This window comes from Aerococcus sp. L_32 (genome assembly GCF_050689315.1).
This window is the reverse complement of record NZ_JBOEQF010000778.1, coordinates 1-853: the sequence shown is the minus strand read 5'-3', so window position 1 is coordinate 853 and position 853 is coordinate 1. Positions and strand designations below refer to the sequence as shown.

2 protein-coding genes are annotated in these 853 nt (G+C 44.4%); both read left to right on the top strand.

Translation table 11 applies throughout. The features are described 5' to 3' along the window. On the top strand, nucleotides 1-403 hold a 403-nt coding region (locus tag ACRCJ0_RS16395), incomplete at its 5' end, for a chromate transporter (protein WP_431391227.1). Between the two features lie 93 nt (nucleotides 404-496). Next, nucleotides 497-853: MsnO8 family LLM class oxidoreductase (locus ACRCJ0_RS16390; RefSeq protein WP_431391225.1), on the top strand; the 357-nt coding region annotated here is incomplete at its 3' end.

The window sequence follows — 853 nt, the reverse complement described above, 5'->3', positions numbered from 1 at the left end:
TCCGATTGCTATAAATTCGGCGACTTTTGTGGGCAATCAGATTGCTGGTATACCAGGTGGGATTGTGGCGACGCTTGGATCGGTCTTTCCATCGATTATTTTGGTAACCATTTTGGCCTATGTTTACATGAAATACCGGAATTTGGATTCACTGCAGTATGTGCTAAAAGCTCTTCGTCCAGCGGTTGTGGCTATGATTGCGACGGCAGGGATGTCTATTCTAGTGACGAGCTTTTGGGGCGACCAAGTGGTGGGGGTGCAAACCATCAACATCGTTGCGATAGTCATTTTTGCTATATGTTTAACTTTATTATTTAAAACCAAGTGGGACCCGGTGGTGATCATGCTATTGGCTGGGGTCTTGAATGTGGTGGCTTATTTAGCACAAGGATTAGTTGTTTAATTAAAGTCAGGATTAGTCAAGTCGTATTTCTTTCTAGTTCAAGATGCACCGGCTATAATAATAGGGAGCATAAGAATAGAGAGGATGTTTTAGGTGGAATTAGGCGTACACGATTTAGTGACGATAAATAAAGGGGAATCTGCAGAGGGTGCGGTTGAACGTACCATGCGATTTGTCCAAGAGATTGAGAAAATGAATTATAACCGGTATTGGTTTGCGGAACATCATAATATGCCAAGTTTGGCGTCGGTGTCACCGGAGATGTTGGTGGCTTATGCGGCGGCTAAAACAGACCGCATTCATTTGGGTACGGGTGGTACTATGATTATGCATTATTCACCACTGAAGATTGCAGAAAATTTCAAGTTGCTGACGGCTTTGGCACCAGGACGGATTGATATTGGGCTAGGACGGGCGCCAGGTTCAGGACCGGATGAAATTAAGGCACTG